This is a genomic window from Aeromicrobium sp. PFPM2_SD2 (assembly GCF_057364525.1).
The window spans coordinates 1-7,006 of sequence record NZ_JBNFNZ010000091.1 but is presented as its reverse complement, the minus strand read 5'-3'; the positions used below and the strand labels follow the sequence as shown (position 1 = coordinate 7,006).

The following is a 7,006-nucleotide window of genomic DNA, read 5'->3' as shown; positions in this document are numbered from 1 at the left end:
GCCGAGACGCCGCTGACCGCTTTGGCGGTCGCCCGGCTGCTGGCCGAGGCCGGCGTGCCCGACGGCGGTCGTCAACGTCGTCCCGTCCCACCGACGCGGCCGGCGTCGCGGAGACGTGGCTGGCGGACGCCCGCGTGCGCAAGGTCAGCTTCACCGGCTCGACCCGCGTCGGCTCGATCCTGCTCAAGCAGGCCGCCGACCGGATCGTCAACGCGTCCATGGAGCTGGGCGGCAACGCCCCGTTCGTCGTCACCGAGGACGCCGACCTGGACGCGGCGGTCGCCGGGGCCATGGTCGCGAAGTTCCGCGGCGGGGGACAGGCGTGCACCGCCGCCAACCGCTTCCTCGTCCACGCGGACGTCGCCGACGAGTTCGTCGCCCGCCTGGGCGCCGAGGTCGAGGCGCTGTCCGTCGCGCGTCGCGCGACGGCGCCGCGATCGGTCCGCTCATCTCGGGCAAGGCCGTGGCCGACCTCGACCGCGTCGTGGCCGAGGCGGTCGAGGCGGGCGCGACGATCGCGCACCGCGCCGAGGTGCCCGAGTCGAAGGGCTACTTCTACCCGCCGACCGTCCTGACCGGCGTCCGTCCGGGCGACCCGATCCTGCAGCACGAGCTGTTCGGCCCGGTGGCGCCGGTCGTGACGTGGCGCGACGACGCCGAGGTCGTGGCCCTGGCCAACGACACCGAGATGGGCCTGGCCGCCTACGTCTTCGCCGGCGAGCTGCAGCGCGCCATGCGTCTGGGCGAGGCGATCGAGGCCGGCATGGTCGGCGTGAACCGCGGCCTGGTCTCGGACCCGTCGGCCCCGTTCGGCGGCCTCAAGCAGAGCGGCCTCGGCCGCGAGGGCGCCCGCGAGGGCCTGGCCGAGTTCCAGGAGACGCAGTACCTCTCCGTCGCCTGGTAGGTCACCCTCGCGCGGCGCTGCCGCGATCTGGACGCAGAAGCACCACGTTCCTGGAGGACGTGGTGCTTCTGCGTCCACTTCTCGGGGGAGCCTGGCTACTGTCCGGTCGTTGGACGGGGGCTGTCGCGGCCCGGCTTTCCGGGAGTAGTCTCAGATCGTGAGTCAGCAATCTCAAGATGTGGAACGCGCGAAGGACTACATCCACGGTCATCACACCTCGGTCCTGGCGTCCCACGGGGCGCGGACGGCGGAGAGCTCGTGCGCGTACCTCCTGCCGCACCTGCGGCCCGGCCAGAGCCTGCTCGACGTCGGCTGCGGGCCGGGCTCGATCACGCTCGACCTGGCCGAGGTCGTGGCTCCCGGACGCGTCGTGGCGATCGAGAACGTCGACGCCCCGCTGCAGGCCGCCCGCGAGGCCGCGTTCCGCCGCGACGACCGCCGCACGAGCTTCGAGCGGGCCGACGTCATGGCCCTGCCGTACCCCGACGAAAGCTTCGACGTCGTCCACGCCCACCAGGTGCTCCAGCACCTCACCGACCCGGTCGGGGCCCTGCGCGAGATGGCCCGCGTGTGCCGCCCGGACGGCGTCGTGGCGTTCCGGGACGTCGACTTCGAGTCGATGACCTGGTGGCCGGCCTCGGACGCCCTGCAGCGCTGGCGCGACACCTACCGCCGCCTGTCGCGCCAGAACGGCGCCGAGCCCGACGCCGGGCGACGACTGCGCCAGTGGGCCCGCGAGGCGGGGCTGCAGGACGTCCGCCTGTCGTCGTCCACCTGGACGTACGCCACCGCGGAGCAGGCGCGCTGGTGGGGCGACAGCCAGGCCGAGCGCGTGCTGTCGTCCACCTTCGCCACCCAGGCCCGCGCCGACGGCATGAGCCAGGCCGAGCTCGACGAGATCGCGGACGCCTGGCGCACCTGGGGCCGGTCGGAGGACGCGTACTTCCACATGGTCCACGGCGAGGTCCTCGCCGCCCCGCCCGCCTGAGGCCCACCCGAGCCCGGCACCCGCCGCGATTCGTGGAGCAACGCACCTCGCCCGGCCGAGTCGAGGTCGACTTCCTCACACATCTCGGGGGAGCGGGGCTCGGGTGAGGGTCGGACGGAGCCGGGGACGACGAAGCCCGCCGCGAGTGACTCGCGGCGGGCTTCGCTGTGGGGTGCCCCCGGCAGGATTCGAACCTGCGCTCCCGCCTCCGGAGGGCGGTGCTCTATCCCCTGAGCTACGGGGGCGGCGACCCGGGTGGGATCGACGGAGCGAGCGTACCGCACCGCTAGGTTGGTCCCGTGCCCACCGTCCTCGTCGTCGACGACACGCCCTCCATCCGGTTCCTGATCCGGACGAACCTGGAGCTGGCGGGCTTCGACGTGCGCGAGGCCGTCGACGGCCAGGCCGCGCTGGACGCCCTGGCCGGCGAGACCTGCCCGACGTCGTGACGCTCGACGTGATGATGCCCCGCCGCGACGGCGTCTCGACCGTGTCCGCGATGCGCGCCGACCCGCGCCTGCGTCACCTGGGCGTGGTGATGGTCACCACGCAGGGGCACCCCGCGGACATCGCCAAGGCCCAGCGCGCCGGCGTCGACGCGTACGTCATCAAGCCGTTCGACCCCGACGAGCTCGTCACGACCATCCAGCGCGTCCTGGACGAGGGGGGCCATCGGTAGACTCCTCGGGTGACCCCCGAGCAGCTCTCCCAGACCCTCGTCGCCGCCCTGACGTCCCTCGTGGCCGACGGACGCCTGAGCCTGCCCGACGGTGTGCCGAGCACCGTCCTCGTGGAGCGACCCAAGCAGCGCGAGCACGGCGACTACGCCACCAACGTCGCGCTGCAGCTGGGCAAGAAGGCCGGCATGAACCCGCGCGAGCTCGCCCAGCTGCTGGCCGACGAGCTGGTCAAGGACGACGGCGTCACCGACGCCCAGATCGCCGGCCCCGGCTTCCTCAACCTGCGCGTGGCCGCGGGCGCCCAGGGTGCCCTCGCCGGCCAGGTCCTGGCCGCCGGCGAGCAGTACGGCCGCAGCGACACGCTGGCCGGGCAGCGGGCCAACCTCGAGTTCATCTCGGCCAACCCCACCGGCCCGCTCCACCTGGGCCACACCCGCTGGGCCGCGGTCGGCGACGCGATCGGACGCGTCCTGGAGGCGGCCGGCGCCGGCGTCACCCGCGAGTTCTACATCAACGACCGCGGCAACCAGATGGACAAGTTCGGGGCGTCCCTCATGGCCCGGGCGCACGGCCAGGAGCCGCCCGAGGACGGCTACCAGGGCGCGTACGTCGCCGACCTGGCCGCCCAGGTCGTCGACGCCGACCCGAGCATCCTCGAGCTGCCTGAGGCCGAGCAGGTGGTCGCGTTCCGCGAGGCCGGCTACGCGCTGCAGCTCGCCGAGCACCAGAGCGAGCTGGCCGAGATGAACACGCACTTCGACGTGTGGTTCTCCGAGCGCTCGCTGCACGAGTCCGACGCCGTCGAGCGCGGCTTCGCCAAGCTGCGCGACAGGGACGCCTGTACGAGGCCGACGGCGCGCTGTGGATGCGCACCACCGACTTCGGTGACGACAAGGACCGCGTGCTGCGCCGCTCCAACGGCGAGCTGACCTACTTCGCGTCCGACACCGCCTACTACGTCGACAAGCGCGAGCGCGGCTTCGACCCGTGCATCTACCTGCTCGGCGCCGACCACCACGGCTACGTCGGACGCCTGTCGGCCATGGCCGCCTGCGTCGGCGACCGGCCGGGCGAGCAGCTCCAGGTGCTCATCGGCCAGCTGGTGAAGATCCTCCAGGACGGCGAGGAGCTCAAGCTCTCCAAGCGCGCCGGCACGATCGTGTCGCTGCGCGAGCTCATCGACCTCATCGGCGTCGACCCGCTGCGCTACACGCTCATCCGCTACCCGGCCGACTCGCCGCTGACCCTCGACGTCGCCGAGATGACCCGGCAGAGCAACGACAACCCGGTCTACTACGTCCAGTACGCGCACGCCCGGCTCTCGTCGATCCTGCGCAACGCCGCCGACCTGGGCGTGACCGTCGACGCCGACGGCTACGACCCGTCGCTGCTGTCCGAGCAGCGCGAGGGCGAGCTGCTGCGCGCGCTGGCCGAGCTGCCGCGCGTCGTGGCCCGGGCCGCCGAGCTGCACGAGCCGCACCGTGTCGCGCGCTACCTCGAGGACACCGCCTCGACCTTCCACAAGTTCTACGACGTCTGCCGCGTGCTGCCGCAGGGCGACGAGGAGGTCGGCGACCTGCACCGGGCCCGTCTGGTGCTCGTCGCAGCCACCCGCCAGGTGATCGCCAACGGCCTGGCCATGCTCGGCGTCTCGGCCCCGGAGCGCATGTGATGCGCGCGCACGAGGCGGGCGCCATCCACGGCCAGGCCGGCGACCGCGGCCCGGCCTGGCTGCAGCGCCTGGACGACCCCAACGAGCTGGTCGCGCACCTGTGGGCGGCCAACGTGTCCAAGAGCGACGGCGTGCTCGAGGTCGCGGGCGTCACCGCGCCCGAGCTGGCCGCCGAGTTCGGCACGCCGACCTACGTGGTCGACGAGGACGACTTCCGCGCCCGCGCCCGCGGCTTCCGTGACGCGTTCGCGGGCGCCGACGTCTACTACGCCGGCAAGGCGTTCCTCTGCGTCGCCACGGCCCGCTGGATCGCCGAGGAGGGGCTGAACCTGGACGTGTGCACCGGCGGCGAGCTCGCCGTCGCGCTGCGCGCCGGGTTCCCGACCGAGCGCATCGGCCTGCACGGCAACAACAAGAGCGTCGCCGAGCTGCGCCGCGCGCTCGAGGTCGGCGTCGGCCGCATCATCGTCGACTCCTTCGAGGAGATCGAGCGCCTGGCCGCGCTGACCGCCGAGCTGGGCGTCACCGCCCCGCTCATGGTGCGCGTGACCGCGGGCGTCGAGGCGCACACGCACGAGTACATCTCGACCTCGCACGAGGACCAGAAGTTCGGCTTCTCGATCACCGGCGGCGACGCCCTGGAGGCGGTCCGGCGCATCCTCGACCGTCCCGGCCTGGAGCTGCGCGGGCTGCACTCGCACATCGGCTCGCAGATCTTCGTCACCGACGGCTTCGAGGTCGCCGCGCGGCGCGTGCTGCGGCTGCAGGGCCAGATCGAGCGCGAGCTCGGCGCCGTCCTGCCCGAGCTCGACCTCGGCGGCGGCTTCGGCATCGCCTACACGACTCAGGACGACCCGTCGACGCCCGGCGACCTCGCCCGGCGCATGGTCAAGATCGTCCAGGACGAGTGCGCGGCCGAGGGCATCGCCGTGCCTCACCTGTCGATCGAGCCGGGGCGCGCCATCGCCGGCCCGTCGACGTTCACGCTGTACGAGGTCGGCACCACCAAGGAGGTCGCCCTGGACGGCGGTGCCTCGCGCCGCTACGTCTCGGTCGACGGCGGCATGAGCGACAACATCCGGCCGGCGCTCTACGGCGCCGACTACTCGTGCACGCTCGCCTCGCGCACGTCCGAGGCGACGTCGGTGCTGAGCCGGGTCGTGGGCAAGCACTGCGAGAGCGGCGACATCGTGGTCAAGGACGAGTTCATGCCCGCCGACGTCGAGGCCGGCGACCTGCTCGCCGTGCCCGGCACCGGGGCGTACTGCCGGTCGCTGGCCAACAACTACAACCACGTCCCGCGCGCGGCCGTGGTCGCCGTCCGCGACGGCGAGGCCCGGCTGATCCTGCGCCGCGAGGACGAGGACGACCTGCTGCGCCTCGACGTCGGCTGAGGTCCGGTCGGTTCCCTCGCCGGCCCGTCCGGCGGTCAGTCCTGGTCACGTTCCCAGGGCGGGCGGTGAGTCCTGGTCACCTTCCCGGGGCGGGCGGTGACCTGTGGTCACTTCCGGCGGCGGGAGTGACCGCCACTCACCGCTCGCGGTGACGGGTCCGGCGAAAGTGACCACCACTCACCGCTCGGGGACGTCCTCGAGCGGGCGCAGCAGCCGACGCGGGCCCGCCCCGTCGGCGGCCAGCGCGTCGTCGGCGTTGTAGAGCGCGCAGCTGCGCAGCGACAGGCAGCCGCAGCCGATGCAGCCGTCGAGCGAGTCGCGCAGCCGGGTGAGCTGGTCGATGCGCGCGTCCAGGTCGTCGCGCCACGAGCGCGAGAGCCGGGCCCAGTCCGCCTTCGTCGGGCTGCGGTCGCCGGGCAGCGTCGCCAGCGCCTCCCTGATGCGTCCCAGCGAGATGCCCAGCTGCTGGGAGGCGCGGACGAACGCCAGGCGGCGCAGCACGTCGCGGTGGTAGCGGCGCTGGTTGCCGGCCGTGCGCTCGCTGGCGATGAGTCCCTCGCGCTCGTAGAAGTGCAGCGCCGAGACGCTCACGCCGGCGCGCGCAGCCGTCTCTCCCGGGGTCAGGCGGTGGCGTCGCTGCTCGGCGTTCGACACGCGGGTCCTCCTCGGCTTGACCTCAACCACTGTTGAGGTTGTTCGCTGGCGTCAACCTACTCGAAGGAGCACTCGATGCCACCCGCTCGCCCCCGCCGGTTCCGTCCGGTCCGCCCGGACGTCACCGTGTCCTCGCCGCTCGCCGCGGCGGCCCACCTGCACCTGTGGGCGACCCGGTGAGCGCGGGACCTACGCTCGACCCCGTGGTGGACGCACGCCGACGGGAACGGCTCTGGGCCGGTCCGCAGGGCGCCGTCGTCGCCGGCGTCTTCGCCACCGCCTTCCTCTTCGCGTTCGAGTCGTACGCGATCGCGACCGCGCTGCCGCTCGTCGCGGCCGACCTCGACGGACTGTCGCTGGTCGGCGTCTCGTTCGCGGTCATGCTGGCGGCGTCGGTGGTGACGATGACCGTCTCCGCGCCGTGGTGCGACCGCGAGGGTCCCACCGTGCCGCTGCTGACCGGCGTCGCCGGGTTCGTCGTCGGACTCGTCGTCTCCGGGACGGCCCCGACGATGGAGCTGTTCGTGGCCGGGCGCGCCGTGCAGGGTCTCGGCTCGGGCCTCACGACCGTCGCGTTGTACGTGCTGGTCGGGCAGGCGTTCGCCGAGCACGTGCGTCCGCGCGTGTTCGTCGTGCTGACGTCGGCCTGGGTGCTGCCCGCGCTCGTCGGTCCGCCGGTCGCGGGCTGGGTCGCCGAGACCGCCGGCTGGCGCT

The 7,006-nt window shown here is 73.2% G+C and carries 10 protein-coding genes and 1 tRNA gene; 9 read left to right on the top strand and 2 right to left on the bottom strand.

Features of this window, described 5'->3' with window-relative positions; translation table 11 throughout:
- The 3 genes from AC2W7G_RS06490 to AC2W7G_RS06480 form a co-directional block, all read left to right on the top strand.
- A partial coding sequence (locus tag AC2W7G_RS06490) for an aldehyde dehydrogenase family protein (RefSeq protein WP_485867714.1) occupies positions 1-575 on the top strand: 575 nt, incomplete at its 5' end.
- The gene (locus AC2W7G_RS06485) at positions 464-904 is read left to right on the top strand and encodes an aldehyde dehydrogenase family protein (protein WP_485867713.1); all 441 of its coding nucleotides are present in this window, start codon (positions 464-466) and stop codon (positions 902-904) included. The genes AC2W7G_RS06490 and AC2W7G_RS06485, both read left to right, overlap by 112 nt.
- Before the next feature lie 178 nt (positions 905-1,082).
- Positions 1,083-1,892: a methyltransferase domain-containing protein gene (locus tag AC2W7G_RS06480; RefSeq protein ID WP_485867712.1), complete on the top strand. Its 810-nt coding sequence runs from the start codon at positions 1,083-1,085 to the stop codon at positions 1,890-1,892.
- Positions 1,893-2,065: 173 nt separating this feature from the next.
- Here the strand turns inward: AC2W7G_RS06480 and AC2W7G_RS06475 are convergent.
- Positions 2,066-2,137 (bottom strand) — tRNA-Arg (locus AC2W7G_RS06475).
- Positions 2,138-2,191: 54 nt separating this feature from the next.
- On the opposite strand from AC2W7G_RS06475, the gene AC2W7G_RS06470 reads away from it, so the two are divergent.
- Genes AC2W7G_RS06470 through lysA form a run of 5 tightly spaced genes read left to right on the top strand, consistent with a single transcriptional unit; the run spans position 2,192 to position 5,638 of the window.
- Entirely contained in the window at positions 2,192-2,341 is a 150-nt protein-coding gene (locus AC2W7G_RS06470) for a response regulator (RefSeq protein ID WP_485867711.1), read from the top strand.
- A complete protein-coding gene (locus AC2W7G_RS06465; RefSeq protein WP_485867710.1) occupies positions 2,338-2,571 on the top strand; it encodes a response regulator in 234 nt (77 codons plus the stop codon). Before AC2W7G_RS06470 ends, AC2W7G_RS06465 begins: the two co-directional genes overlap by 4 nt.
- 9 nt (positions 2,572-2,580) lie before the next feature.
- Positions 2,581-3,501 (top strand): arginine--tRNA ligase domain-containing protein, encoded by a 921-nt coding sequence (gene argS, locus AC2W7G_RS06460; protein WP_485867709.1) that lies wholly within the window; start codon positions 2,581-2,583, stop codon positions 3,499-3,501.
- On the top strand, positions 3,438-4,244 hold the full coding sequence (locus AC2W7G_RS06455) for a DALR anticodon-binding domain-containing protein (RefSeq protein ID WP_485867708.1): 807 nt from the start codon (positions 3,438-3,440) through the stop codon (positions 4,242-4,244). Before argS ends, AC2W7G_RS06455 begins: the two co-directional genes overlap by 64 nt.
- On the top strand, positions 4,241-5,638 hold the full coding sequence (gene lysA, locus AC2W7G_RS06450) for a diaminopimelate decarboxylase (RefSeq protein ID WP_485867707.1): 1,398 nt from the start codon (positions 4,241-4,243) through the stop codon (positions 5,636-5,638). Before AC2W7G_RS06455 ends, lysA begins: the two co-directional genes overlap by 4 nt.
- A gap of 177 nt (positions 5,639-5,815) precedes the next feature.
- Here the strand turns inward: lysA and soxR are convergent, their stop codons facing one another.
- Positions 5,816-6,292 (bottom strand): redox-sensitive transcriptional activator SoxR, encoded by a 477-nt coding sequence (gene soxR, locus AC2W7G_RS06445; RefSeq protein ID WP_485867706.1) that lies wholly within the window; start codon positions 6,290-6,292, stop codon positions 5,816-5,818.
- A 203-nt stretch (positions 6,293-6,495) separates the two neighbouring features.
- Here soxR and AC2W7G_RS06440 point away from each other — a divergent pair.
- A partial coding sequence (locus AC2W7G_RS06440) for an MFS transporter (RefSeq protein WP_485867705.1) occupies positions 6,496-7,006 on the top strand: 511 nt, incomplete at its 3' end.

Excerpts from the sequence above, each read along its gene's own strand:
- AC2W7G_RS06455 (WP_485867708.1), top strand. The coding sequence starts at position 3,438 with ATGCGCACCACCGACTTCGGTGACGACAAGGACCGCGTGCTGCGCCGC.